Genomic DNA, 24,840 nt, shown 5'->3' on the forward strand with positions numbered 1-24,840 from the left:
ATCAGCCGTGCTGGGCCAGGAAGGCGTCCACGGTGTCCACGATCATCGGCACGCTGGGCCCCGGGGTGAAGCCGTGGTCGAAGTCCTCGTAGGGGTGCAGCGCGACGTCCACGCCGAGATCGCGCAGCCGGTCCGCGAAGTCGAGGCTCTGCTCGATCGGCACCAGTGAGTCCTTGGTGCCGTGCTGGATCAGGAACGGCGGTTCGGCTCCGGAGAGGTTGCGGATCGGGCTCGCGGCGGAGGCGTGCACCGGGCACTCGCCCGGCATGCAACCGAGGTACTTGCGCACGGTCCGGCGGGAGTAGTCGGACAGGTGCGGGTTCGCCAGCTCCGCCTCCGCGCTCAGGTCGGTCGGGCCGAACCAGTTCACCACGCCCCGGATGCCGGTGAGCCCGCCGCCGGGCTCGGCCGGGTCGTCGCTGACCGCGCCCAGCTGCGAGACCAGCAGCCCACCCGCCGACGCTCCCCACAGCACCACCCGCTCCGGGTCGAGCTGCCAGGTGCCCGCGTTCAGCTGCAACCAGCGGACCGCCTCGGCGACGTCCTCGACCTGCGTCGGGGCCGGGCCCAGGTCGCTGAGCCGGTAGTCCACGGTGGCGACCGCGAAACCGCGGCTCAGCATCCGCTCGGCGGTGAGGGATTCGGCCGCACCGCCGGCCGCGAGCTGCCCGTCGATCTTCCGGTTGCCCGCGTCCCAGCCTCCGCCGTGCGCGTACACCACGATCGGGTGCGGGCCGGGGCCAGCGGGCAGGAAGAGGTCGAGGGCGAGCGGACCGGTCGGGCGCTGCGCGTACACCTGCCCGGCCACGATCCGCGAGGCGCCGAGGTCGGGGGCCGCGGAACCGATCAGCGTGCCGTTCGCCGGTTCCGAGGAGGCCAGGCAGCCCGCGGTGAGCGCGGCCGCGGCCAGCACCGCCGTTCCGGCCAGCACCGCTCGCCAGACCCGCCGCGCCGAGGCCATGCCATCCTCCCGGACCGTGGGCTCCGATCACCGGCGCCGAATGCCCAGGACCCTAACAAGACCATCACCCGTTCGAGTGGTGCGAGCACGCGGAGCGATCCGGTGAGCGGCGCGTCCACCCCGCCTCCTCGGACGAACGGTCCGCTCACCCCACCCGCACCAGCGCGGAAGCGGAGTCAACGGCCCGTTCGTCCCATCCGCTCGGACGAACGAGCCGTTCACTCCCGCACGAGCACCCCGGGCGGTTCGGGTCAACGGACCGTTCGCCCCAACCCGCCGGACGAACGGTCCGCTCACCCCCACCACGGGACAGGTCAACGGACCGTTCGTCCCATCCGCCTGGACGAACGGTCCGTTGACTCCGATCAGGCGTCGGCCGCGTGCTGCTGGGCGGCGAGGAAGTGCTGGATCTCCGCCGTGGAGCGGTAGAGCTCCAGGTAGTGCTGGTAGAAGGCGTCGTAGCGCTCGGTGCGCTCGGGGTCGGGCACGACGGTGCGCGCCACCGGGTTCCACTCGCGCTCGCCGACGGCGGTGCCGGTGGCGACCCCCGCCATGAGCGCGTCGCCGAACGCGGCGCCGACGGTCTCGCTCGGGATCTGCTGCTCCTGGCCGGAGATGTCGGAGACGATCTGCGTCCACAGCCCGCCCTGGGTACCACCGCCGACGGCGACGAGCCTCCCGGCGCGGCCCCCGGCGGAGCTCATCGCCTCCAGGTTGTGCCGCACCCCGTAGCCGATGCCCTCCAGCGCCGCCCGGTACACCTCCGCCCGGCCGTGGCTGGTGGTCAGCCCGAGCAGCGCCCCGCGCGCGTCCGGGTCGAAGATCGGCGTGCGCTCCCCGGCGAAGTACGGGAGCAGCAGCAACCCGCGGCTGCCGGCCGGCGCGCCCGCGGCCTGCTCGACGAGTTCCGCGAAGTCACCGTCGACGAGCCGCCGGATCCAGTCCGTGACCGCTCCGGAGGTCGCCATGCCAGCGGCCAGCGTGTAGGTGTCGGGGAACACGCCGCAGGTCCCCCACAGCGCGGGGTGCGGCCGCGGGTCGGTGAGCACCTGGACGAAGAACATCGTGGTGCCGTACATGAGCATCACGTCGCCGGGCTCGCGGACGCCGGCGCTGGTGGCCTCGGCCCACGCGTCGATGGTCCCGGTGGTGACGGGAAGTCCCTCGGGCAACCCGGTCTCGGCGGCGGCGCGGGCGCCGACCTGGCCGACGACCTCCGTGGGCCACGCGAGTTCGGGCAGCGCCAGGTCGGGGGCGACGCGCTGCGCCCACTCCTTCGACCACTCCCGGGCGTGCAGGTCGTAGAGCGGATCGCACTGGCTGGCGGAGTGGTGGTCGAGCACGTAGCGCCCGGTGAGCCGGTGCACCAGGTAGGAGCTGCACATCAGCAGCTTCTCGGTGCGCGCGTAGATCTCGGGCTCGTTCTTGGCGAGCCACCGGATCTTCGGTCCGACCGCCTGGCTGGTGAGCGCGGAACCACCGCGGCGGAGGATCTCGTCGGCGCCGAACTCCTCGGTGAGCTCGGCGATCTCGGCGGTGGCACGGGTGTCCACGCCGTAGAGGATCGCGGGACGCAGCGGGTTGCCGTCGCCGTCGGCGGGCAGCAGCACGGGACCGATGCCGCTGACGCCGAGTCCCTCGATGGTGCGCCCCTCGGCGGCGGGCAGCAGTTCCCGCACGATGCCGGTGAAGTCCTCCCACCAGACGGCCTCCGCGTCGTGCTCGACCCAACCCGGGTGCGGGTAGGAGGTGTCGTGCGGGCGGGTGGCCCTGGCCACGATCCGGCCACCGGTGGTGACCAGCACCCCCTTGGAGCTCGATGTCCCGATGTCGACGCCGATCAGCACGCCCTCAGCCATCGCCTGTTCCTCCCGCTCGTCCGACGTTCCCCGCGGCATCGTAAAGACCCGCGGCGGAGCGACCCGCACTCATGTCCGATTCGGACGCGCAGTCTTCCGGAAGCGGGCGCCCGCGGGAACAGGTTTCGCACCGGCGACCGAGTCACATCCCGGTGCGCTGCGACGATCCGGCAGCGGTTCTGCTCCGCCGGGACGGCCGCGAGTTCTGAACCGTTCCGTTTGGCCGCGTTTGCTTCTGGTTCGGGCCCCGCGGGGCGGATCGGCCCCGCGGGGTTCCCCGGACCAGGGCGGGCGTCAGCCCCGGGTCCACTCCTCCAACCGGATGCCGAGCTGCTCGGCGACCGCGCGCAGCTCGGCCCGGTGGTCGCCGGGGACCGCGTGCAGGTGGTTCGCGCCGAACCGGGACAGGAAGACCTCGCCGGGAACGTCGAGGCGGGCGAAGGCGTGCGGCCACTCGGGAGTGGACTGCTCGACGAGCGCCCGGTTGGTCTCCTCGTCGTAGCTCTCGAACTCCCCGAGCAGGAGTTGCAGCCGGTACTCGCCCGCCTCCCGCGTCAACCGGCCGAGGGTCATCTGCCCGGGCGCGGCGATGTGCTGCACGGAGGCACCGCCCGCCGGGAAGAAGAACACCTCCGGGTAGAAGTTGACCTTCGCGAGGTTCTCCAGCGGGTCGTCGCTGCGCGCGGCGTACCAGGTGGCGTGCTGACCCGAGTTGCACAGGTCCCAGATGTCCCGGTCGTGGTGGTAGTGGCGCACGTCGGCGAACAGCGCCGGGGTGCCCGCGACCTGCTTGAACAGCTGCATGGTCAGCGCACCGTCCATGTCGGCCTCGGTGGCGCAGACGTGCGGCTCCTTCGGCCCGTTCCAGTCGTAGGGGTCGTTGAGGAACGCCTCGGTGACGTCCATGGTCGCGAAGTTCTCGGTGAGCTCCGGCTGGCCCTTGATGCCGGAGAAGTCGAGGTGGCGTTCGGCGATGATCTCCCGTGCGGCGAGGTAGGAGCGGATCTGGCGCTCCAGCAGCTCGGGGGTGAGCTTCTTGCCGTCGTAGTGCACTCCGGCGGAGTGCTCTTCGAGCCATTCCCGCGCCTTGCGGGCTTCGGCGGCATCGGCCTTCTCGGCGCGCAGCACCAGCTCGTACTGGTCGATCTCCTCGACGTCGATGCCGAACTGCCGCTGCCACTGGTCGGTGTTGGCCACCGCGGTGTTCATGCCCATCGGCCGCCCGCCGAACCGGCCGAAGGTGGAGCCCCGCAGCGAGGACACGGCCGCGGCGGCGGTGGCCCGCACTCCGATGGCGGCGGCGAGTTCGGGCGAGTCGGGCGCGCCCCAGGCACGGCTGTGCGCGCGCCCGATCTGGTCGAGCGCTCCGCCCGCGGCGAGCATCCCGACGAGGCCGGGCTCGGTGGGATCGGTGCTGGCCACGAGCACCAGCGGGCTCCGGGTGGCGTCGGCGGCGAGCATGGTGAAGTGCGGGAAGGACCAGACGGCGTAGTAGAGGACGGTGAGGTCCACCTCGGCCGCGGCGACCTTCCGGGCCACGGAGGTGGCGAGGACGTTGTCGGCCACGAGAGCGTCGCCCGCGACGACCTCGTGCCCGGCCGCGCGCAACGAGGCGACGAGGGCGTCCTGCTTGCCTTGGATGAATTCCGCGTTGCGGGCGTGCACGTGATCACGACCGTCGGAGATGCCGACCACACCGATGCGGGCCACGGGGCCTCCCTGGTTCTCGGAACGGGGTTGCGTCAGGACGTGCCGGTGAGGTTCCGGACCGGGTCGCGGGGACGAACCTCGAACGGGCCAGCCGCACGTGCCGGATTCCGCTTCCACCGCGCCTGGCCGGGCCAGGAGAACGCACCGGGCGCGCCTGCGCTGGGATTCCGCGCCTGCCGCCGTGACCCGAATTCGTTCACCATTGACCGACCGGGTGATGAGCAATCGTTTTCTCGGAAGTTATTCTGGACTCGCTGGGGCTGTCAAGGAATCCGCGTCGCAACCACGCGGGCAGCCGACGTCCGAAGGAGGTCCGGTGGCGACGATCAGCGATGTGGCGGCCAGGGCCGGTGTTTCCACCGCGACGGTCTCCCGGGCGCTCAACGGCAAGAGCACCGTGGATCCCACGTTGGCGGCCCGGGTCGCGGCGGCCGCCGACGAGCTCGGCTACCGGCCGAACGGCCCCGCCCGCAACCTGCGCAAGCAGGAGACCGCGGTGCTGGCCCTGATCATCTCGGACGTGGAGAACCCGTTCTTCACCGCGATCTCGCGCGGGGTGGAGGACGTCGCGCACGCGGCGGGCTACTCGGTGGTGCTGTGCAACTCCGATGACGACCCGGCGAAGGAGCGCGAGTACCTGGACGTGGCGCTGCAGGAGCGCATGGCCGGGGTGCTGCTCTCGCCGACGGGCCGGGAGGAGAGCGCCGAGCTGTTGCGCGCGAGCCGCACGCCGGCCGTCGCCCTGGACCGCCCGCTGCCCGGCGGCGGGGACGCGGTGCTGGTCGACAGCGGGAACGCGGCGAAGAACGCGACGCTGCACCTGGTCGACCGGGGATACCGCCGGATCGGCTGCCTCACCGGGCCGAGCGGGATGCCGACAGCGGACGCGCGGTTGAACGGCTACCGGGAGGCGCTGCGCGCGGCGGGGCTGTCGGACAGGGGCCTGGTGCGGCACGCGGAGTTCCGCGCCACCGGCGGCAGGCGCGCTGCCCGGCAGTTGCTGGACCAACCGGACCAGCCCGATGCGCTGCTGGTGGCGAACAACGCGATGGCGGTCGGGGTGCTGGAGACCTTGGGCGAGCTGGGTCTGCGCGCGGGCCGCGACGTGGGCGTCATCGCCTTCGACGACGCGCCGTGGGCGACGCTGCTGGACCCGCCGCTGAGCGTCGTCGTCCAGCCCGCCTACGACATGGGCGCGGTCGGCGCGCAGCTGCTGCTGCGCCGCATCGGCGGCGACCGGGGTGAGCCGACCACGCGAACGTTGTCGGCCCACCTCGTCACGCGCGGCAGCACCGAGCGCGGCTGATCAGCGGGAGGCGGCCGCGGCCACCGCGCGGACCATCTCCTCGATCTTCGCGGTGAGCTTGCGCCGGTCGGCCGGGGCGACGGTGAACCACTGCCGACCGTCGCCGCCCTCCCGCTTCTGCGTGAGGTAGCAGCCGTCCGGCCCGTTCAAGAACGAGACCGAGTACGGCGGCCGGTGCGTGCGCCCGACCCGCCGGTCGTGCCCGCGCGCGGTGAACACGCCGTCCCGCTCGCGCTCGGCGGTGAGCACCGTCGCCAGCACCCGGGCGTCGGCGCTGCCCACCCCCGCTCCGGTCAGCGCGCTCAGCAGCGTGCCGCCCGGGTTCTTGCGCCTGCGCCGGGTGGCGTTGTCCAGCACGTCGGTCGGCACGCTGGCGGTGCCGCCGCGTCCCGGGGTGAGCGACCCGATCAGCTCGACGGCGTTGCCCGCCGGACCGCCGTACTCCTGCCGGCTGAGCACGATGTCCCGCAGGTCGTCGTTGGTCGCGCCGTCCGCCTGGTACGCCTGCACCGTCGCGCGGCCGTGCTCGACGCAGACCGCGTTGAACGAGGTGCCGCCCTTGGCGTGCACCGCCACCCCCACCGCCAGCGGCGGCCGCGACAGCAGCTGCCAGGCGTCCTCCAGGAAGGGGTGCAGGTCGTCGCGGTCCAGGTACCCCCGGTCGATCAGGTCCTGCCTGCCGAGTTCGGCGGCGCGGGCCAGCTCGTCCCGGGTGGGTTCGCCCGCCAGCCTGCCCACCCGCAGCAGCGGGTGCACGTGACTGTCGAACCGCTCGCACAGGTAGGCGGCGGCGAGCGGGCTGATCGACATCCTCCCTCGGCTCATCAGCGGTCCAGGTTCTCCCAGTCGCCGAAGACCGGCGGGGCCACGGCCCGCATGTCGTTGGTGAACACGTCCTCGTCCTCGATGAGCCAGCTGGGCCGCTCGTGCTCGGCGTCCTCGCCCTGCTGCTGCCCGCGCTGCCCGGCACCCGCGCCACCCGGCGCACCAGCGCCACCGCGAGCGCCCGACCCGCTCGACCCGCCGGACGTGGCGCCACCGGTGCTCGAACCACCGACACCACCGACACCCGCGCGACCTCCCGCGCCCGGACCGGAACCAGCACCCGAACCCGCGCCGGCACCGGCACCGGCACCGGCACCGGAGCGGAGTCCGCCAGCACCCACGCCGCCGCGACCACCCGAGGCACCACCGGGACCACCGGCGGGCGAGGGCGCCCACCGGCCGTTGTAGGGATTCTGTCGTTCCCAGGCCCCGGTTCGCGGGTTCTGGCGGTACAACGTCCCGTCCGGTCCGCGCACCACGCCCGGCGGCAACCCGGCGTTCGGGTTCGACGGGGCCGGCGACCAAGCGGACCCCGACGGAGCCGGAGCCACCGCACCAGGAGCGCCGCCCAACGACGGAGCCGGGGCTCCCGGACCGGGCGAGGCAGCCCAGGAGGAGGAACTGCCCGCGGGAGTGCTGCCGTTCGAGGAGACCGAGGAGAACTGCGAACTCCCCATCACCTCCCGAGCGGAAGGAGTGGTCGCACCGGGGGCGACCTGGTCGCCCTCGTCAGCGGGCATCGGCTGGAACTCGGGCACCGCCGCGAGGTTCGCCTCGGTCTCGCTCCGGTAGCGCTCCTTGATCTCCGTAGCGCGATCGTTGGTGAGCTGGAAGTCCTCTTGGCGTTCCTCGTAATCGCTGGCCCACCCGAGGTACCAGGTGTCGTCGTGCTCGTCGACCCACCCCTTCTCCGGAGGATCGAGCTGCACCGGCCGCCCGTTGGACAGCGTCTCGCCCTCGCTGGGAATCTCGTGGAAGGTCGAGTTCTGCGTGTTCGCCTGGTTCTCCAGCGCCTTGCTCACCGCACCAGCGGTTTCCGACGCGGCCCGGGCGTGCGGGACGATTGCGTTGATCGAAGCATTCGCGGCATCGGCCGCACGCCCCTCGTGCGCCGATTCAGCCTCGCGCAGCGCGGCCTCGACGTCCGCAGCCAAGCCCTCGAAGTTCTCCCTCGCCTGCGCCCAGGCGGCACTTCCGTTCCCCAGCGCGCTCGGCAACGAACCGGCGTCGGGACCTCCTCCCATGTCCGCACGCAGCTGCTTCGCCATTCCGGCGTAGCACATACCAGATCCAACGATGGAGTCAGATCCCGATACAGGAGATGACATTTCCAACCTCTTTCACTTCACCAGAGGAAGGCCGGGAACCGGCCGCTCCAACATACCCCTGGCGCACGGACATGAATCGAACGACTCACCACTAGGTGCATCAAGAGCAAAGCAAAAACAAGATCCGATCACACCTTTCGCGACGTGAGCTAATTTTTCTCCGGCAACCCCGCAACCGAGAGCTCTAGCGACTGCTTCGCCAACCCGCAGGGATCAACCATCCCCCCAGAACTGTCAGTTTCCGTCACAAAAGAGAATAGAATTTCGTTCTCGTTGGTAGCCAAGTACAAAGCACAACTGCCATTCGCAGGGTCATCTTCGTTAGCCTGAACGACAGGATGACCAGCGACATCAAACTCCGCATAATCTATGAACGACGACGAATGGTCTCGATACATCTGAATGTTACGCCCCGGGAACGCATTCAAGGAGACCGTGGCATCGCCGTCAACGGCGGACCACTTGCAGTACTCAGGAAGGCTAGGATCCAAAGAATCCTTGAGCTTCTCCCCCTCCGACTCAAGACCCAGACTTTGCAGGGCACTCGGGCCGAGGAGAGCGCAGACCTCAACCCCAGAAGCTTCTTTAGGGGATTTCACCTCAGAACCCTGACCCGGTATCTCCTGAGGTGGAGGATTCTCGCCCGCGTCGGATCCCATCGCGCAACCAGAAGCGAGGACAGCTAACGACGCCATGCCCGCGAGTACCCGAAAAGCGGCAAGACTCACCTTAGCAGGCATATATCCTACGACCGCCTTTCAATTTTTCCGGCGTCAACCGAGGAGTTTTCGTCGGCCAGTCGATACTCATCCAGCGTCGCACGATAAGACTCGATCTTGCCGTCCAGCTTCGCCATAATGGCATTCGCCGCGCCCTGCAACGAAACATCAGCTCCATTTACTCTTTCAGTAAAGAGAGCGCGCGCCTCACCGGTTATCGAATCCTTGGCGGTGAGCTCGTTCGGCATGGCCGATCGCGAGGATCGCGCCAAAGCCTCCGCTTCAGACTTCGCGTCCTCCAGCTTGCGGATCGCTGCTTCCAGCGCTTCTGGGTCTATCCTGAACCCGGTCATGCTTCCTCCCCTGGCATGTCCACGCGTCAGCTGAGCATGGTGCACGCAGCCCCCTCCGCGCGTGCGCGAACCTACTCAATCACCCCTATGACGATCACCACAGTAACCGGTGACGCACCGCGCGTGATCATCACCCGATGAGAGCAGCACAATCTCCGAAAGCGGAAGAGCCGGGGTGCTGACTCATCCTGATCAAAACCGGGGCTCAGGGCGCAGCGACTTGAACATCAGGGGGCAGGCGATCACCGCCATGACCATCGGGACCGCGACGACCAGCAGGTAGATCAGAAGCTCCGGGTTCACCTCGTCAGCGCGCCCGAAGAAGACCAGCGACAGGACGGCCAAGCCAAGACCGTTCGCGCACGCGGTCCCCGCGCACAACACAACCGACTGCCTCAGCAACGGTCGCGCCCCGGCGACGTCGATCGTTCCACCGCGGAAGTACCGCTGGCCAAGCAACGTGCACAGTCCCAGGAGCCAGGAGAAAAGGCCGGACACCCCGATCATCAGCACAGCGATCCAGGCGAGCGGGTGGCCGCCGGCCGGCAGGACGAACATCCACGCCATCCCCACCAGCACGACAACCGGTGAACCGGTCATCAGCGCGATTCCCGCGATCAGCAGACGCAGCTTCCTGCTCCGCTCCCACTCCACCGACACGGGAAGGAGCCGTGGCGGCGGGGGCGGCCCGGTCGGGATCGGAATCATCGAGCCTCCCAGTTGGACGCATCACCATCGCTGACACTGCCATCGCTCAGATCGACACCGTCGTTGGGTTTCCCCACTTGTCACCAAGACCGTCGAGAGTGCCTACCGGCTCGGGCGGCATCGGAGCGGCTTCTGAAATCTCCGCCTGCGCGGACGCGGCGCGCAGGGTCGCGTCATTCGCGGCAGAGAGAACGTGCGTCGACAGGCGACGAGGATCCGTGCGGCGCTTCCAGTCGGTGGCGAGCTCCACCGCACGCACTTCACCGAGTCCGGTCACGCTTACCACGACAATTCCTTCCGGGTCTTGGCCGCGGAAAGCTTCATCGCGTACTTCTGGTTCTGCCCGCTCGGAGCCTCGGCGACATCCGAATTTCCTCCGGCCAATGATCTTCCTCGTTCAGCTGCCACCATTGATGCACAAGTGGGCACCCTACCGAGCCGCGGTGGGCCGATGGGCAGATCGCAGGAAACACCGGGACGGTGAGATCCGTTCACGGCAGCTTTGCGCCGGGAACTAGCCTGAGCTCCGACAGGACCGGAGAACGGGGTGCTCCATGTGGACCACGCGAGCAGAGCTGCCGGAGGACGCGGCGGGGGTTCGGGCCGTGAACCTCGCGGCGTTCCCGACCGCCGAGGAAGCCGATCTCGTCGACGCGCTTCGCGCCGATCCGGGGGCGTGGGTCCCCGGCTTGTCGACCGTGGCCGCGAACGAGGGCGGCGGGATCGTCGGGCACGCACTGCTGAGCCGGTGCCGGGTCGGTGGAGCTCCGGCGCTGGCGCTCGCACCCTGCGCGGTGCTGCCCGCGCACCAGCGAACGGGAGCGGGATCCTCCGCGATCCGCGCCGGACTCGACGCCGCGCGAGCGCTCGGGGAGAACCTGGTCGTGGTGCTCGGGCACGCCGACTACTACCCGAGATTCGGATTCACCCCTGCCTCCCGGTTCGGCATCCGAGCGCCGTTCGAGGCCCCCGACACCGCGTTCCTCGCCCTCGCGCTCGATCCCCGGCAGCCAGTGCCGAGCGGGCTGATCGAGTACCCCGCGCCGTTCGGCATCTGACTCAGCCGTCGAGGAATCCTCGGTTCAGACGAGGATCTTCCGGACGACTGCGCACCACGCGAAACCGGACAGCGCGACAGGCGACAGCACCACGACGAAGCCGAACAAGGTTTCCGCACCGAGCTGAGCACCGTCCCGCGCCGCAGCGGCGGACGCCAGCGCCAAAGCCGCCGTGCTCAGGCCGCCGCCGATCGCGGAAAAGATCCAGACAGCCAGCGAGGATCGTCGCAGTCCTTGAGCTTGAGTCAGGTTGAGCCAGCCGCTGTTGAGGTACGACCGCCCGAGCAGGGAAAGCACTCCCATCCCACAGGAAAAGAACGTGGACACGAAGAGAAAACCCGCCAGCATGATCGTTCCCGCGCCTCGACCGACTGGCAGCGAGAACATCCAGGGGATTCCCAGAACGGCGATGACCAGTGAACAAGTCACGAGCAAGATTCCGGCCAGGCCGAGCCGTCGCCTCATCCTGCGCGCCCACTCGACCGACACCGGAACGTACCTCGGAGGCGGTTGCGGTACAGGAATCGGGATCATCATCGCACTTCCCAGTTCGATTCGTCGCCATCATTGACGCTACCGCCGCTCAGATCCACGCCGTTGTTCGCAACCCCCACTTGGCGCCGAGTTCGTCGATGGTTCGCTGGTCTGCGTGTTGACCGGCTGAACAGTCGCACAGAATGCGCTAACCGCTGCGGCGACGAACCGACCCTCCTCCAAACGTTGATAGACCGAGCTCAGGTCAGCTGAGACCGCGTCGAGGAGCCCATCGCCTGCGCCGCGGTGATCGGCTCGCCGGAGGCCGCGATTCCCCCGCTCGTCGCCTCCGGGAGCTGGTGCGGGGCGCCCCGGGGGATCTCCGCTTGCGCGGACGCCGCGCGCACGGTCGCGTCATTCGCGGCGGAGACGACGTGAGCCGCCAGGCGACGCGGATCCGTCCTGCACTTCCACCCAGCCACCATATGACTCAGCCGTCGAGGTTGCCCTTCTTGACCTCGCGCAGGAACGCGCCGAAGGCGGTTGCCGGGAAGGACAGCACCGGGCTCCCCCGCCCGAGCTTGGAATCCCGCACCGCCGAGCGATCAGCGGCCAACGCGACCTCGACGCACGCGCCGCCGTTGGCGTTGCTGTACGTCGACTTCCGCCAAGGCAACGCAGGGGTGTCGTGGGCGGTCACGCTGCCACCTTCTTCTGTCCTATTCGAGCCTTCCGAGCACATCCCGGATGAGCTCGGCCGAAGCGGACTCGCTGAGCGCCGCGACCCTCAAACGGTTGAACGCAACGGTATAGGACTTGAGGTGCTGGGGACCAGCAAGGTAATCCGCGTTCGTCAGGCCTTCCAGGTACAGGATCGTCTTCGCGGGTTCGGCGAGGCTGAGGATCGTGAACGGCGATCCCAGCGCGAGGTGCGCCCAGTCCGAGAGCGGCAGGACCTGGAGCGTGACGTGCTTGAGCTGGGCCACCTCCAGGAGGACGGCTAGCTGCTCACGCATGATCTCGGGCTCGCCAACGACTCCCCGGATGGCGGGCTCACCCAGAACCACTGACAGCTCGGGCGGGTTCGGGGCCGTGAGGCGCGCCCTGCGCGCGACCCGGCTGTCCGCGATGCGCCCCACGTCCTCCGGGCGGACCGAGATCGCCTTGTTCAGCAGCGCTTCCGCGTACGCCTTCGTCTGGAGGATTCCCGGGATCATGTCGCCGTAGTGGATCAGCAGCTCGCTGGCCACCGATTCCATGCCGACGTACGAGCGCGCCCAGTCCTGCACCCGGCCGTAGCTGCCGCGCTTGCGCGCTTCCTTCGCCAACCGGTGGATGTGTTCGATCCGGTTCCCGTCGACGCCACAGCGCTCGGCGATGCGATCCAGCTCGGCGGCGGAAATGGTGCGGACCCCGTTCTCCAGCTTGGACACCTTGGTCACGTCCCACCGCAGCAGCTCGGCGATCTCCTTCGGCTCGACGCCCGCCGCCTCGCGCATCCTGCGCAGCTCCAGGCCCAGTTCGAGCCTGCGGATCACCGGTCCAGGGTTCGTCACGTTGCCTCCTCGGTCGCGGAACAGTCTGCCGGGTCGGACGCCAGAACCTGATCCCCCTAAAGGGCGACTATCTACGTGGCATTGCCGCTTATAGATTCCTCCTCGGCGGCGACCTCCCGTCGCTGGCGTGGGGTCGGTGGTCTTCCCCTCCTCCCCGACGAGGCCACCGGCTCCGCGTCCCCATCGGCTCCCGGGGGCGGCAATGCGACCTGAACCGCCGGGTTGGCGCGGGGTGTTCACGAGCGATCGGCTGCACCGGGTCTCGCCGGGCAACGAGCGCCGGATCTGCCACGGCTCGCCGGGAAACCGGCTCGGGCTCGCCGACTGCGGCGCGGTGTGCGTGCCGCCGACGCCGAACCAGTGGCCGCTGCCGACCTGCGCGCTGTGCTACCCCCGGACATGACGGTGCCCGGTGGTCAACGGACCACCGGGCACCGTCGATCAGAAGGATCAGTACCGGACGACCGAGTACTGCGAGGCCGTCCACGCCGGGGCGCCCTTCACCGGGATCAGCTCCACCCGGACCCGCTCCTTGCCCTCCGTCAGCGCCGGGGGCAGCTCGAAGGTGTCCGCCAGCCAGCGGAAGGTGCCGTTGCCCAGCGGCTGCAACCAGGTGCCCGCCACCTCACCGTCCACGCGCACCTCGGCTCGCTGGTAGGCCTGCCCCTGGTCGGAGATCCGGCGCAGCTGGGCGCCCTCGTTCTCCGCACCGACCGCGACGTCGAAGCGCACCGCGCCGGCCGAGGCCGCGACCTGGGCGTTGCGCCGCTCCCCGGTGCCCTCGAAGCGGGAGTCCAACGGGTTCACCTCTTCTCTCGCGGCCCGGTAGCCGTGGGAATCGCGGCTGCCGCGGTCCGACAGGTCGATGCTGTCGACCTCCTCCAGCGCTCCCGGGCGCCCGCCGTACCAGTACGCCGTGGAGCTGTAGTCGCCCGGCTCGTCGTTGTTCGGACCGTGCTCGATGTCGGCGACGAAGCCGTCCTGGAACGGGATCGCGTCCGGCACCTGGAGGCGGTAAGCACCGGTGCAGTCGTACCGGCAGCCGTCACCGTTCAGCTCGTGCGCCGGGTTGCCCGCCAGCGGCATGGAGAACGTGGTGCCGTCGCGGAAGTACCACCCGGACTCGTAGTAGTCCTCGCTGCCCGTGCCGTGCCAGGACGGGGACGGCGAACCGTTGACGTAGAAGCGCTCGTCGCCCTCCAGGTAGTTGCGCTGGTTGGCCACCGCGTTCGTCTCCGGCATCGACATCGGTTGGCGGCGGTGGGTGGCCGGGGCGTTCGGCGGGATCAGGCCGCGCATGGTGTGCGTGACGCCGTAGAAGGTGCCGGATCCCTCCGCCTGGAGGAAGTTCCAGTCCTCGCCTTCGACGGTCTCCCCCCGGTGGTGGGTGGCGTGGAAGTAGCCGGTGTTCTCGCCGGCCTCCCGCGGCGCCGCCGAGACCTCCGCGGTCATGCCCTCGATCGGCACGCCGCCGCCGTTGACGATCTCCACGGTGGCGCTGCGGTCGTAGGGCATCGGCCACCAGGAGGTGTACCAGCCGTCCTCGCCGGGGTCGATCGAGGTCATCATGCTGCGCACGTCGTGCTCGCCCAGGCCGGAGCCGAAGAACTCGCCGATCGGGGCGTCCACGGTGGTCTTGCCGTCGAAGGTGATGCGCAGCCGCGCCGACTCCAGCACGTGCTCCGAGGCCGCGACCTGCCGCGGGTCGAAGCCGTAGCGGCCCACCAGCTTCTCCCGCGCGAAGACCGCGTTGTCGATGCGGTAGCCGTGCGCGGCCTCCTCACCGGGATGAGCGGGGCCGACGTCGAGCACGTCGGTGCGCACCCACTCGCCGCGTACGAGGCTCTGCACGTCGTAGCGGAACTCGTTGACGTCCAGCGAGGAGGAGATGAAACGGTTCGCCACCTCCACCGAGGACTTGCCCGCGGTGAGCTGGGCGGGCACGTCGATCCCCTGCACGCCCCAGCCGCCCGGAGCGGCCGCTCCGCTGCGCCACTCGCCCGCCGGGGCGCCGTCCACCCTCAGGCTGGCGACCTGGTCGGCGATCTGCGGATCGAAGCGGCGCACGATGCGCACCCCCTCGTTGTCCGGGTGCACTGCCGCGTCGAACCGGCTGCCCCCGCCCGCGCCGAACGCGCGGCCGTCGTCGACGACCCGCGGGCTCGGCACGATCTGCGGGATCCGCAGCCGCAGCTGGTTGATCTGGCCCGGGCCCTCCAGCTGCGCCACCGGAGCCGCGGTGCCCGGAACGACGCCGAAGTCGCGCCGGGTGGGCTCCGCCTCCGGGTCCACGCCCTTCGGGTCGGCGACGCCGAACATGCGCAGCCGCTCCAGCACGTCCTCGGCGGGGTCCGACGGGTCGAAGGTGTCGACGCCCTCGGCGTCGGCGAAGGTGCGGTAGTCGACGTGGTAGAAGTTCGGGTTGTTCTGCACCGTGATCCGCATCGACTCGCGGTACGGCATCGGCACCTTGATCACCGCGCCGCCCGCCGAGTCGTCGGCGTTGCCGACCAGCGGCCACTCGAAGGGCGCCCCGACCCGGCCGCTGACCACGTCGATGAGCGGGGCGTCCAGCACGGTCCGGCCGTCCAGCTCGATGGTGATGTCGCCGGTGCCGGTGACGTCGCCCCAGGGCTCGCGGGTGAACCAGATCGAGGAGATCTCGCCCGCGCCGGCGCGCTCGGCGATGACGCACCCGCGCTCGCTCTCGCGCAGGCAGGAGTAGGTGCCGTTGAAGCCGTCGTCGTTGCTGCCGTCGCGGGCGAAGCTGGAGAACTGGCCCGTCTGCTCGGAGCCGCGCAGCTGCGCGAGCCCGGCCGGATCGCGGAAGGTGTCCCAGCCGACGCTGCCCTTGCCCGCCGCCCGCTGCTGGGCGGGGGCGGAGTTCTGCGCGGAACCGTGGCCGGAATCGGCGATCATCGCGGCGGCCGCCAGCGAAGCCACGCCGAGCACGGCACCGAGCCTCCTCGGCAGCCGCCTCGCGGCGCGCAGCACATCACCACTGCGGTCTCTCATCAAGCTCGCCCTCCCCACATCACTATCCCTGGTGGACAGCGTTGTCCTGGTCGTTCGACGGTGGTGCGCGGTTGGGATCGGATCGGTGTCGGTCCCGGGAACGCGGGCGCACACGGCCACACGCCGCGTTTCACCCGCAGCGTAGGAAGGAGGCCCGCACTCACCAAGAACATCGCGGAACTTCGGGATTCCGAAGTCCCAAATTCACTCATCTAGATGGTCACTGGCATGAAGCAGAGGCCACTACCACCATCCAGGTGGATTTGATTTCTTTTCGGTGACAGCTCGCATTGCTAAAGGAAGTCGCACGCCGGGGAAACATGGCCCTGGCGCGCGACCTGCACCTTCACCGATTCGGAGACGGGTTGTGGTAAGGCGTGGAGACTCAGCCCTGATTCAACCGGGAGTAGACCTCGGCCGCGTTCTGCTTCGTGATCAATTCCGTCGGAAGGGTTTGCTGCTTCTCCGTCGGCCGGCAATCGATGAGGATCTTCTTCGCCGCCTCGACGGCCTCCGCGCCCCCGGTCGGATAGAGGTTCGTGGCCTGCAAACGCCCCTGCTCCACCGCGCGAATACCACCGGATTCGATCGGCAGCCCGTCGATGCCGACGAATGCGATCTCCTGCGCCCGGCCCGCCGCCTGGGCGGCCAGGTAGGCGCCCTCGGCCATGGGGTCGTTCTGCGAGTAGACGGCCTGCAGATCCGGGTGCGCCTTGAGCAGCGCGTCCATCTTCTCCTGGCCCACCGAGCGCTCCCACTCGCCGTCCGCCTCGCCGACGATCTCGATGCGGGAGCCCGCGATGCCCTGCATGAAGCCCTCGTGGCGCTCCGCGGCCGGGGTCGAACCGGACAGGCCCTTGATCTCCACGATCTTGCCGCCCCGCGGCAGCAGCACGTTCTTGAAGTACTCGCCGGCCTGCCTGCCGATCGCGACGTTGTCCGCGCCGACGTAGGTCGTGTAGGCGTCACCGTCGACCTTGCGGTCCAGCAGCACCACCGGGGTCCCCGAGTTGTAGGCCTTGCGGACCACGTCGGTCAGCGGTGCCGCCTCGTTCGGGGAGATCATCAGGAGGTCGACCTGCTTGGTGAGGAACGACTCCACGTCGCTGACCTGCTTGGCGTTGTCCTTGGCCGCGTCGGAGAACTGCACCTCCTCGAACTGCGGCACCCCGGCGGCGGCCGTGCGGATGTCCTCGTCCATCCGGACGCGGTAGGGCTCGGCGAGGTTCGCCTGGCTCATGCCGATCGTGTACTTGCCGTCCGGGCCGCCGCAGGCGGCCTTCGGGTCCTGCGGCTGGGCGACACCGCTGTTCTCGCTCGTCGTGCCGCACGCGGCCGCGGTGACGGCCAGCGCGGCGCACGCGGTCGCGAACATCGACTTCGTTGTCCCTCGCATGGTGCTCCCTTCCCGAACAACTCCCAGGACGCTTCGGGGCCGGCGCTCAGGCCGTGGGGCGCAGCCGCTGCAACGCGGCGGCGGCCACGATGACCAGGCCCTTGATCAGCAACTGCATGTCGGTGTCGACGCTGTTGAGGCTCAGGATGTTGTTGAGGATGCCCAGCAGCAGGGCACCCGCGATGGTGCCCACCACCGAACCGCGCCCGCCCGCGAGGCTGGTCCCGCCGACCACCACCGCCGCGATGCCGTCGAGCTCGTAGGCCAGGCCGTCGTTCGGGCTGCCCGCGTTGAGCTGGCCCGCGTGCACGATCCCCGCCAGCGCCGCGCAGAACCCGGACAGCGCGAACGCGATGATCTTCACGCGGTTCACCGGAACACCGGACAGCCGCGCCGCCTTCTCGTTGCCGCCGATCGCGTAGAGGTGCCGCGAGTAGGCGCTGTAGCGCAGGAACAGGACGGCCGCGACCGCCACCACCGCGAAGACCAGCGCCGGGATCGGCACCACACCGCCGAAGGTGCGCTCGCCCAGCAGCGAGAACAGCATCGGCGCCTGGCCGGGACCGTCCCCGTAGGAGATCTGCACCGTCTCGCCGCCCGACCACATCCGGGCCAATCCGCGCGCGATGTTCAGGCCCGCCAGCGTGACGATGAACGCCTGCACGCCCAGCACCGCCACCGCCGCGCCCTGCAGCACGCCGAAGATCAGACCGATCAGCAGCACCAGCAGCGCCGCCACCAGCACGCCGAAGTCGTCGTTGACCAGCAGCACCGCCGAGCCGACCGCCGCCAGCCCCAGCACCGAGCCGACCGAGAGGTCGATCCCGCCGATGAGGATCACGAAGGTCAGGCCGACCGCGATGATCCCGATCTCGGAGACCGCGCGGACGATGTTGAACAGGTTGTCGCCGGTGAGGAACAGGATCTGCCCCTCGTCGCCGCGCGGCGAGAGCACGATCGCGGCGAGGAAGACCGCCACCAGGCCGAAGAAGCTCTGGAAGCGGAACAGCGTCTCCGCCACCTCGCGCCGCGACCGCCGCGGCGGCGCGGACCCCGGTGCGCTCGGGGACGCCTGCCGCTCGTCCGTCTGCTCGCTCATCGCGCTCCTCCCCCCGCGACGGGGCCGGGCCCCGCCTCGACAGCCGATGACCTGCCGTCCGGCGACACCTTTTCCCCCATCGCGGCGGCCAGCAACGCGGCCTCACCGGCGCGGGTGGTGTCGAACTCCGCCACGCTGCGACCGTGCCGCAGGACCACGACCCGGTGGCACACGCCCGTCAGCTCGGGCAGTTCCGAGGACGCCAGCAGCACCCCGATGCCGCGAGCGGCGATCTCGCCCAGCAGCTCGTAGATCTCCGCCTTGGCCCCGATGTCCACGCCGCGCGTCGGCTCGTCCAGCAGCAGCAGGCGCGGCTCGGTGAGCAGCATCCGGCCGAACACGACCTTCTGCTGATTCCCACCGGAGAGGGTGCCCACCGGGTCCGCGAGGCGGTGCAGCTTCACCTTCAGCCGCTCGACGCCGCGCCCGGCCGCACCCGACTCGGACCTGCCGCGCACCACGCCGCCGACGCCGAGCCGGTCCACCACCGACAGCACCAGGTTCGCCCGCACCGAGTGGTCCAGCACCAGGCCCGAGGCGCGGCGGTCCTCCGGTACGAACGCGATGCCGCGGCGCAGCGCCTCCCGAGGGCTCGCCGGGCGCACCGGTTCACCCGCCAGCTCGACCGAGCCCTCCCAGCGTCCGGCCGGACCGGCGCCGAACAGGGCCTCCAGCAACTCGGTGCGGCCCGAACCGAGCAGCCCGCACAGGCCGACGATCTCGCCCTCGCGCACCGACAGGTCGATGCCGTCCGGTTCCCGCCTGCCCACCCGGTGCCGGCGCGGCAGCACCCGCAGGCCCGAGACCGACAGCAGCTCCGCACCGGGCGGGTTCTCGTCCGCGCCGCGGAACAGGGTGCGCACCGAGCGTCCGACCATCGCCTCCGCCGCCTGCTCGGCGGTGAGGTCGCGGGCGTCGAACTCGGCGACCCGGCGGCCGTTGCGCAGCACCGTGGCCCGGTCGGCGATCGCGCCGATCTCGTCCATCCGGTGCGAGATGTAGACGATGCCGGTGCCGCCCTCGCGGAGCTGCCGGATCACGCCGAACAGCCGTTCCACCTCGGAGTTCGACAACGCGGAGGTCGGCTCGTCCATGATCAGCACGCGGGCGTCCAGGGAGAGCGCGCGGGCGATGGTGACCAGCTGCTGCTCGCCGACCCGCAGGTCCCCGACGGGACGCCCCGGGTCCAGGTCGATGCCGGTGCGCTGGAGCAGCTCGCGGGTCCGCCGCGCCATCCGGCGACGGTCCACCACGCCGAGCCGGCGCAGCTCGCGGCCCAGGTAGAGGTTGTCGGCCACCGAGAGCGCGGGCACCAGGTCCAGCTCCTGGTGGATCATCGCGATCCCCGCCTGCTGGGCGTCGGAGGGCTTGGCGAAGCGGCGCGGCCGACCGTCCACGGCCACGGTCCCCTCGTGGTCGGCGACGTCGCCGGAGAGGACCCGCATCAGCGTCGACTTGCCCGCGCCGTTCTCCCCCAGCAGCGCGTGCACCTCGCCCGCGCGCACGGTCAGGTCCACCGCGTCGCACGCCAGGACTCCGCCGTAGCGCTTCGTGATGCCGGTCAGCTCCACCAGTGGCGCCGTCATTGAGATCCCCCCGTCATCCGACCGCTCACCCGAAGCAACCGCGCGGACGCGAGAAAACGATTGCTCGGACGCTAAGAGTTTTCAGTCGCCTGTGTCAAGGTTCACAGTCCACCCGTCCGGCGCTCAGCCGCCATTCGGCGGCGCCGCGATCACGCGACGGTCACGGAGCCGGGAAGATCGCAGGTGCGAGATCAACTTCCGGAGAGGTCGTTCCACCGCCGTTCCAGACCGTTACGGTTGTGCGCGTGACCGCCACTCGCGAGCGCCAGAGCGCCCCCTCTCCCGACAACGGCGCCCTCCAATGGGCAGAACGGTCCGCTTTCGGCAGCCGCGGCATCCCCCTATGGGGAGCAGTGCTGATCGCGGTCGGCGGCACCGCGCTCGGCGCCTCGCTGGACCTCGTCCTCAGCAACACCCCCGGCCTGATCTTCAAGATCGGCCTGGTCCTGGGCTGCGCGGCGGCGGTCCTGCTGGTGCGGCGGGGCAACCTGTTCGGCCCGATGGTGCAGCCTCCGCTGGTCGCCACCGTGGTGATGCCGATCATCGTGATGATCTTCGGCGGCGGGAGCGGCGGCGGAGGCGTGATGGGCAAGGCGCTCTCGGTCGTGCAGCCGCTCATCGCGGGCTTCCCGATGATGGCGATCACCACCGCCCTGTGCCTGGCGCTCGGGCTCGGGCGGATGTTCTGGTTGCAGCGCGCGGAGGACGCCGATCTCGACCCGGCCGACTCACCGACGAAGAAGCGGCGCCCCGTCAAGCCGACGAAGGAGGCCGCCGAGAAACCCGCGCGGCAGCCCCGGAAGCGCCCGGCCGACGGGGAGAAGCGGGCCGGCTCCGGCGGCCGCTCCGGCAGGCCGCGGCGTCCCGCCGAAGGAGGTCGTCCCCGGGACGACGCCCCCGCCAAGCGCGAGGGCAGGCCGGATCGCGCCACTCCCCCCGCGCGCGGCGGGGAGCGGGAACGCGGGCGCGGAACCCCTCCCGGACGCGGCGCTCCCGGGAGGGGGCAGCAGCCCGGCCGCTCCGGCGAAGGACGGCCCCGCCCAGCTCCGGGACGCGGACGCCCCGAGCCGCGGCAGAACGACCCGCAGCGCCGCCCGCGCAGGCCGCGCCGCGACGACGACTTCTTCGACTGAACTCGCGCAGCGGAACGGCCCGCCGGCACCTCAGGTCCAGCGGGCCGTTCCTCGTCTCGGCCGACTCGTCCGCGACGCGGCCGGGGATCGCCGGGTCCCGCCCCGCGACCTCAGGCGGGGCGGGCGGTGACCACTCGTCTCAGCGGACGCTCTTCGGGGCGTCGGGGTTCTCCTTGAGGTCCTTGCGCAGTTCCCTCGGCAGGGCGAAGGAGATCTTCTCGTTCGCGGTGGTCACCTCTTCGACCTCGCCGTCCCAGCCGCGCTGCGAGAGGTGGTCCAGGACCTGCATGACCAGCACGTCCGGCACCGAGGCGCCGCTGGTGACGCCGATCGTCCCCACGCCCTCCAACCAGGACTCCTCGATCTGATCGGCGTAGTCGATCAGGTGCGAGTCCCGCGCGCCCGCCTGCAGCGCGACCTCGACGAGGCGCTTGGAGTTCGAGGAGTTCTGCGAGCCGACGACGAGCACCAGATCGCACTCCGGGGCCATCGCCTTCACCGCGATCTGGCGGTTCGAGGTGGCGTAGCAGATGTCGTCGCTCGGCGGCGCCTGCAGATCGGGGAAGCGCTCCTTGATCTGGTCGACGCGCTCCATCGTCTCGTCCACGCTGAGCGTGGTCTGCGACAGCCACACCACCTTGTTGGGGTCCCGGACGTTGACCTTGCCGACGTCCTCCGGCTTGTCCACCAGCTGCACGCGGTCGGGCGCCTCACCGGCGGTGCCCTCGACCTCCTCGTGGCCCTCGTGACCGATCAGCAGGATGTCGTAGTCATCGCGGGCGAACCGGTTGACCTCCTTGTGCACCTTCGTGACCAGCGGGCAGGTGGCGTCGATGGTGCGCAGGTTGCGCTCCTCGGCCTCCTGGTGCACCGCCGGGGAGACGCCGTGCGCCGAGAACACGACCAGCGCGCCCTCGGGGACCTCGTCGGTCTCCTCCACGAAGATGACCCCGCGCTCCTGCAGGGTCTCCACGACGTGCTTGTTGTGCACGATCTCCTTGCGGACGTACACGGGCGGCCCGTAGGTCTCCAGCGCCTTCTCGACCGTGACGACCGCGCGGTCCACGCCCGCGCAGTAACCACGGGGTTTGGCGAGCAGGACGCGCTTGGCCCGCGAGGTCGTCGGTTCCTGGTCGAGGCCGTCGGCGGCCTGCGGCGAGGTGCTCATGCCGTCCAGGGTACGGACCCGCGCGGAACGGGTCAGCCCTGCCGCCGGTCCCCGCCGGCCGATGGTTTCCCGAGCCGGTTTGCGGGAGGGTGGTCCCATGTCGACGTATCCCTTGCCGATCCGGGTCGCGGCCGGGCTCGCGGCCCTCACCGTGGAGCAGACCCGGCGGCTGCCCGGCCAGCTGCTCGGGCTGCCGCTGACCGTGGCCAGCCAGGCGCTCCAGCTGTCGATGCGGGTTCAGCAGCAGATCACCGAGCTGGCGATCCGGGGCGACGAGACGCTCGACGCCTTCCGGGGTGCCGAGGAGCAGCCGTCCTGGGCCACCTTCGACGAGGACGAGCCGCCCGCCCCGCGGCGCCCGGCACCAGCACCGGCCGCGGAGGACGGGTTGCTCGCGGAGTACGCGGAGCTGAGCCTGCCGCAGCTGCGCGGCAGGCTGCGCGGGTTCAGCCCCGAGGAGGTCGAACGCCTCCTCGAACACGAGCAGCGCACCGGGCAGCGCCCGGAATTCGTCCGGATGCTCACCAACCGCCTGGAACGCCTCCGCACCGAGCACTGAGGACGGCGGGCGGCCGTATGATCGCGTCCGCCGATGCCGGACGTGGAGAGGAGCGCTCCTGAACGCCCCCGCCAGCCCCCCGACCAGCGCGGAAGAACCGTGGCCGGTGCGCACCGTCTCGCGCAAGATCGCCGACTGGATCCACCGGCTCGGGACGATCTGGGTCGAAGGCCAGGTCACGCAGATCTCGCAGCGCCCGGGAGCGTCCACGTCCTTCCTCACCCTCCGCGACCCCTCCGCCGAGGTGTCGCTGACGCTGACCTGCTCGTCCTCGCTGCTGCGAAAGCAGGACCCGCCGCTGACCGACGGCAGCCGCGTCGTGGTGCACGGCAAGCCCACCTTCTTCACCGGTCGCGGCACGCTGAGCCTGCGGGTCGACGAGATCCGCGCCGTCGGCATCGGCGAGCTGCTCGCCCGCATCGAGCGGCTGGGCCGGCTGCTCAAGGCGGAGGGCCTGTTCGATCCGGCGCGCAAGCGACCGCTGCCGTTCCTGCCGAACAAGGTCGGCCTCATCACCGGGCGCGCCTCCGCCGCCGAGCACGACGTGCTCAGCAACGCTCGGTTGCGCTGGCCCTCGGTGCGCTTCGAGATCCGCAACGTGGCGGTGCAGGGCCCGACGGCGGTACCGCAGATCCTCGACGCGCTCGGCGAGCTCGACCGCGATCCCGAGGTGGACGTGATCGTGCTGGCGCGCGGCGGCGGCAGCGTGGAGGACCTGCTGCCGTTCTCCGACGAGGCGCTGTGCCGCGCGGTCTCGGGCGCCCGCACCCCGGTCGTGAGCGCGATCGGGCACGAACCGGACTCACCGCTGCTCGACCACGTCGCCGACGTCCGCTGCTCCACCCCGACCGGGGCGGGCAAGCGGGTCGTCCCCGACATGGCGGAGGAGACCCAGCGGGTGCGCCAGCTCCGCGACCGCGCCCGGCGCGCGCTCCACGGATGGGTGGACCGGGAGCGGAGGCTGCTGGACTCGCTGCGCACCAGGCCCGCGCTCGCCGACCCGCACGGCCCGTTGGCGCGCAGATCAGAGCAGGTTCAGCTGGCGCGGGATCGCGCGCGGCGCGCCATCACCGGGGTCCTCACCGCCGAGGGGCACGCGATGACCGCGACTCGATCTCGCTTGACGACCCTCGGTCCTGCGGCCACTCTTGCTCGCGGGTACGCGATCGTGCAGCGCGTCGATCCGGACGGGGTCGACGGAGTGCTCCGGTCGGTCGAGGAAGCCCCGGCGGGAACCACCTTGCGGGTTCGCGTCGTTGACGGAGCGGTGCACGCCGTGGTGCCCCGCGGAACGGAGTGACTTCAGGACCAGGGAGGTCGTGGTGCGGGGACAGCAGGAGCCCACATTCCTCCCCTTGACGGTGGCCGCCACCGGCGCACCGGGACTGCGCGGCGCCGAGCGGATGCGCCGCTGCGTCCGCGAGGCCGACGTGGCGGCGGTCGGATGCTGGAACGCGCTGCTCGGCGGCTGCGATTCGACCGAGCGGCGAACGCTGCCGCTGAAGCTGCGGGCGCTCGCCGACGCGACGTCGGCCTACGTCGGTCCCCGGTGGTGGGTGGGCCACGGCGCCGGCCACCGCCGTAGGGTCACCGAGGCGCAGCTGCGCATCAACGACGCGGTGCGCGACGGCGACGGCGCCGAGTTCGCCGAGGCGTTCGTCGGCTACGACCAGGCCATCGCGACCGCGGTGGTGTCCGTGCCCACCGAGCTGGAGAGCCCCACCCCGTGACGAACGACGCGAAGGACGAGCACTTCGACCCGGTCGCCGACCACCCCGAGGTCGCCGAGCTCGGCTACGAGCAGGCCAGGGACGAGCTCGCCGAGGTGGTCAAGCGGCTCGAAGCGGGCGGGTTGTCCCTGGAGGAGTCGCTGGCGCTCTGGGAGCGCGGCGAGGCCCTGGCGACGGTGTGCGAGCGGCACCTCGCGGGCGCCCGGGAACGGGTGGATCGCGCCCTCGCGTCGGTGGAGGAGCCCGGCGAGCGGGGGTAGTGGGCTCGCCCACGTGGACCGGCCCGGGGGTGGGCCG

At 70.6% G+C, this 24,840-nt stretch carries 26 protein-coding genes; 8 read left to right on the forward strand and 18 right to left on the reverse strand.

Annotation, left to right across the window (positions count from 1 at the left end; genetic code table 11):
• Position 1: 1 nt before the first annotated feature.
• The 3 genes from ACL03H_RS11990 to ACL03H_RS12000 form a co-directional block, all read right to left on the reverse strand.
• Positions 2-961 (reverse strand): alpha/beta hydrolase fold domain-containing protein, encoded by a 960-nt coding sequence (locus tag ACL03H_RS11990; RefSeq protein WP_412811250.1) that lies wholly within the window; start codon positions 959-961, stop codon positions 2-4.
• A 365-nt stretch (positions 962-1,326) separates the two neighbouring features.
• Positions 1,327-2,820 carry an FGGY-family carbohydrate kinase gene (locus ACL03H_RS11995; protein ID WP_412811251.1) on the reverse strand — a complete coding sequence of 498 codons (1,494 nt, stop codon included), beginning with the start codon at positions 2,818-2,820 and terminating at the stop codon, positions 1,327-1,329.
• A 294-nt stretch (positions 2,821-3,114) separates the two neighbouring features.
• Positions 3,115-4,530, reverse strand: coding sequence for an L-fucose/L-arabinose isomerase family protein (locus tag ACL03H_RS12000; RefSeq protein WP_412811252.1), 1,416 nt, complete (start codon positions 4,528-4,530; stop codon positions 3,115-3,117).
• Positions 4,531-4,846: 316 nt separating this feature from the next.
• On the opposite strand from ACL03H_RS12000, the gene ACL03H_RS12005 reads away from it, so the two are divergent.
• Positions 4,847-5,836 (forward strand): LacI family DNA-binding transcriptional regulator, encoded by a 990-nt coding sequence (locus ACL03H_RS12005; RefSeq protein ID WP_412811253.1) that lies wholly within the window; start codon positions 4,847-4,849, stop codon positions 5,834-5,836.
• Here the strand turns inward: ACL03H_RS12005 and ACL03H_RS12010 are convergent, their stop codons facing one another.
• From ACL03H_RS12010 to ACL03H_RS12035, 6 genes are all read right to left on the reverse strand, one after another.
• Positions 5,837-6,661 carry an ESX secretion-associated protein EspG gene (locus tag ACL03H_RS12010; protein WP_412811254.1) on the reverse strand — a complete coding sequence of 275 codons (825 nt, stop codon included), beginning with the start codon at positions 6,659-6,661 and terminating at the stop codon, positions 5,837-5,839. It lies immediately after the preceding gene.
• Positions 6,661-7,929 (reverse strand): hypothetical protein, encoded by a 1,269-nt coding sequence (locus ACL03H_RS12015; protein ID WP_412811255.1) that lies wholly within the window; start codon positions 7,927-7,929, stop codon positions 6,661-6,663. The genes ACL03H_RS12010 and ACL03H_RS12015 overlap by 1 nt, the downstream gene beginning before the upstream one ends.
• 209 nt (positions 7,930-8,138) lie before the next feature.
• Complete coding sequence (locus tag ACL03H_RS12020; RefSeq protein ID WP_412811256.1) at positions 8,139-8,717, reverse strand: DUF3558 domain-containing protein; 579 nt, start codon at positions 8,715-8,717, stop codon at positions 8,139-8,141.
• A gap of 17 nt (positions 8,718-8,734) precedes the next feature.
• Positions 8,735-9,061: a hypothetical protein gene (locus ACL03H_RS12025; RefSeq protein ID WP_412811257.1), complete on the reverse strand. Its 327-nt coding sequence runs from the start codon at positions 9,059-9,061 to the stop codon at positions 8,735-8,737.
• 192 nt (positions 9,062-9,253) lie between these two features.
• Entirely contained in the window at positions 9,254-9,769 is a 516-nt protein-coding gene (locus ACL03H_RS12030; RefSeq protein WP_412811258.1) for a hypothetical protein, read from the reverse strand.
• A 46-nt stretch (positions 9,770-9,815) separates the two neighbouring features.
• Complete coding sequence (locus ACL03H_RS12035; protein WP_412811350.1) at positions 9,816-10,157, reverse strand: YbaB/EbfC family nucleoid-associated protein; 342 nt, start codon at positions 10,155-10,157, stop codon at positions 9,816-9,818.
• 166 nt (positions 10,158-10,323) lie between these two features.
• Here ACL03H_RS12035 and ACL03H_RS12040 point away from each other — a divergent pair, with 166 nt between their 5' ends.
• Positions 10,324-10,827, forward strand: a complete 504-nt coding sequence (locus ACL03H_RS12040; RefSeq protein ID WP_412811259.1) for a GNAT family N-acetyltransferase — start codon at positions 10,324-10,326, stop codon at positions 10,825-10,827.
• Positions 10,828-10,851: 24 nt separating this feature from the next.
• Here ACL03H_RS12040 and ACL03H_RS12045 read toward each other — a convergent pair whose 3' ends face one another.
• The 4 genes from ACL03H_RS12045 to ACL03H_RS12060 form a co-directional block, all read right to left on the reverse strand.
• Positions 10,852-11,316, reverse strand: coding sequence for a hypothetical protein (locus tag ACL03H_RS12045; protein WP_412811260.1), 465 nt, complete (start codon positions 11,314-11,316; stop codon positions 10,852-10,854).
• 245 nt (positions 11,317-11,561) lie between these two features.
• Complete coding sequence (locus ACL03H_RS12050) at positions 11,562-11,708, reverse strand: hypothetical protein (RefSeq protein ID WP_412811261.1); 147 nt, start codon at positions 11,706-11,708, stop codon at positions 11,562-11,564.
• Positions 11,709-11,791: 83 nt separating this feature from the next.
• Positions 11,792-12,001, reverse strand: coding sequence for a DUF397 domain-containing protein (locus tag ACL03H_RS12055; RefSeq protein WP_412811262.1), 210 nt, complete (start codon positions 11,999-12,001; stop codon positions 11,792-11,794).
• Between the two features lie 19 nt (positions 12,002-12,020).
• Positions 12,021-12,839 (reverse strand): helix-turn-helix domain-containing protein, encoded by an 819-nt coding sequence (locus tag ACL03H_RS12060; protein ID WP_412811263.1) that lies wholly within the window; start codon positions 12,837-12,839, stop codon positions 12,021-12,023.
• 250 nt (positions 12,840-13,089) lie between these two features.
• Here ACL03H_RS12060 and ACL03H_RS12065 point away from each other — a divergent pair, with 250 nt between their 5' ends.
• Complete coding sequence (locus ACL03H_RS12065; protein WP_412811264.1) at positions 13,090-13,260, forward strand: hypothetical protein; 171 nt, start codon at positions 13,090-13,092, stop codon at positions 13,258-13,260.
• A 47-nt stretch (positions 13,261-13,307) separates the two neighbouring features.
• Here the strand turns inward: ACL03H_RS12065 and ACL03H_RS12070 are convergent, their stop codons facing one another.
• The 4 genes from ACL03H_RS12070 to ACL03H_RS12085 all read right to left on the reverse strand — a co-directional run bounded on the left by ACL03H_RS12070 (position 13,308) and on the right by ACL03H_RS12085 (position 19,953).
• Complete coding sequence (locus tag ACL03H_RS12070) at positions 13,308-15,872, reverse strand: glycoside hydrolase family 172 protein (RefSeq protein WP_412811265.1); 2,565 nt, start codon at positions 15,870-15,872, stop codon at positions 13,308-13,310.
• A 385-nt stretch (positions 15,873-16,257) separates the two neighbouring features.
• Entirely contained in the window at positions 16,258-17,268 is a 1,011-nt protein-coding gene (locus ACL03H_RS12075) for a substrate-binding domain-containing protein (RefSeq protein ID WP_412811266.1), read from the reverse strand.
• Between the two features lie 46 nt (positions 17,269-17,314).
• Positions 17,315-18,367 (reverse strand): ABC transporter permease, encoded by a 1,053-nt coding sequence (locus ACL03H_RS12080; RefSeq protein ID WP_412811267.1) that lies wholly within the window; start codon positions 18,365-18,367, stop codon positions 17,315-17,317.
• Positions 18,364-19,953, reverse strand: a complete 1,590-nt coding sequence (locus ACL03H_RS12085; protein ID WP_412811268.1) for a sugar ABC transporter ATP-binding protein — start codon at positions 19,951-19,953, stop codon at positions 18,364-18,366. The genes ACL03H_RS12080 and ACL03H_RS12085 overlap by 4 nt, the downstream gene beginning before the upstream one ends.
• Before the next feature lie 245 nt (positions 19,954-20,198).
• Between ACL03H_RS12085 and ACL03H_RS12090 the strand changes: the two genes are divergently transcribed.
• Positions 20,199-21,086 carry a DUF6542 domain-containing protein gene (locus ACL03H_RS12090; protein WP_412811269.1) on the forward strand — a complete coding sequence of 296 codons (888 nt, stop codon included), beginning with the start codon at positions 20,199-20,201 and terminating at the stop codon, positions 21,084-21,086.
• Between the two features lie 139 nt (positions 21,087-21,225).
• Here the strand turns inward: ACL03H_RS12090 and ACL03H_RS12095 are convergent, their stop codons facing one another.
• Complete coding sequence (locus ACL03H_RS12095) at positions 21,226-22,254, reverse strand: 4-hydroxy-3-methylbut-2-enyl diphosphate reductase (protein WP_412811270.1); 1,029 nt, start codon at positions 22,252-22,254, stop codon at positions 21,226-21,228.
• A gap of 97 nt (positions 22,255-22,351) precedes the next feature.
• On the opposite strand from ACL03H_RS12095, the gene ACL03H_RS12100 reads away from it, so the two are divergent.
• From ACL03H_RS12100 to ACL03H_RS12115, 4 genes are all read left to right on the forward strand, one after another.
• Positions 22,352-22,813 carry a lipid droplet-associated protein gene (locus ACL03H_RS12100; RefSeq protein WP_412811271.1) on the forward strand — a complete coding sequence of 154 codons (462 nt, stop codon included), beginning with the start codon at positions 22,352-22,354 and terminating at the stop codon, positions 22,811-22,813.
• Between the two features lie 106 nt (positions 22,814-22,919).
• Positions 22,920-24,113 (forward strand): exodeoxyribonuclease VII large subunit, encoded by a 1,194-nt coding sequence (xseA, locus tag ACL03H_RS12105; RefSeq protein WP_412811272.1) that lies wholly within the window; start codon positions 22,920-22,922, stop codon positions 24,111-24,113.
• Between the two features lie 61 nt (positions 24,114-24,174).
• On the forward strand, positions 24,175-24,543 hold the full coding sequence (locus tag ACL03H_RS12110) for a hypothetical protein (protein ID WP_412811351.1): 369 nt from the start codon (positions 24,175-24,177) through the stop codon (positions 24,541-24,543).
• Entirely contained in the window at positions 24,540-24,803 is a 264-nt protein-coding gene (locus ACL03H_RS12115; RefSeq protein ID WP_412811273.1) for an exodeoxyribonuclease VII small subunit, read from the forward strand. The genes ACL03H_RS12110 and ACL03H_RS12115 overlap by 4 nt, the downstream gene beginning before the upstream one ends.
• Positions 24,804-24,840: the final 37 nt, after the last annotated feature.

Origin of the sequence: Saccharopolyspora antibiotica (assembly GCF_047200635.1) — a bacterium.
Lineage (GTDB): Bacteria > Actinomycetota > Actinomycetes > Mycobacteriales > Pseudonocardiaceae > Saccharopolyspora_C.